The 738-nt window shown below is 39.6% G+C and carries 1 protein-coding gene; it reads left to right on the top strand.

Annotated elements, in window-relative coordinates; genetic code table 11:
- Window positions 1-738, top strand: a 738-nt coding sequence (locus I6U49_RS16820) for an HYR domain-containing protein (protein WP_198629697.1), incomplete at both ends; no start/stop codon positions are given.

The following is a 738-nucleotide window of genomic DNA, read 5'->3' as shown; positions in this document are numbered from 1 at the left end:
ACTACGGTACAGGGAATTACTTACACTCTTTTAGATGAAAACCAAAACCCGGTAAGCAATTCGATTGCAAATGGAGAATTCAGCGGATTAGGTGCAGGTACTTATTTTGTACAGGCAAACAATGGCGATTGTGAGTCTGTTTCTGAAGCTTTGGTAATCATAGAAAACCTGGGAACTCCAATTGCTCCAACAGTTATCTCTATTACTAATACAACTTGTAATTTAGATAACGGAAGCCTTGAATTTGAAATTGAGGAAGAATTAACTTATATCCTTAGAGATAACGAACAAAATGAATATACCCACGAGAATGGTTCGATTACTAACCTGGCTCCGGGAGTTTATTATCTAGTAGCACAAAATGATGATTGTGAATCGGAAGTTGAAGTAACTATAGAAGCCGATTTGGATGAAGAGGCACCGGTAATAGTTTCCTGTCCTTCCGACTTAATAAATGTATTTGTAGATGAAGGTGAATGTACTGCTTCCCAATTAATGCTTGGCGAGCTAATTGCCGAAGACAATTGTGATTCAGAATTAATCATTACCAACAACGCTCCATCAGTGTTTGAACTGGGAGAAACTATCGTTACCTGGACGGTAACTGATTCAGCTGGCAATAAAACTACCTGTACACAAACCATAACGGTAACTGACGACCAGGCACCGGTAATCGCTGCTGTGGAAGCTATCAATACTACTGCAGATGCAGATACCTGTGGAGCGATGATAGAAATT

This window comes from Salegentibacter maritimus (genome assembly GCF_016236915.1).
GTDB classification, from domain to species: domain Bacteria; phylum Bacteroidota; class Bacteroidia; order Flavobacteriales; family Flavobacteriaceae; genus Salegentibacter; species Salegentibacter maritimus.
The sequence above is the reverse complement of the archived record's forward strand: the minus strand, read 5'-3'. Positions and strand labels throughout refer to the sequence as shown.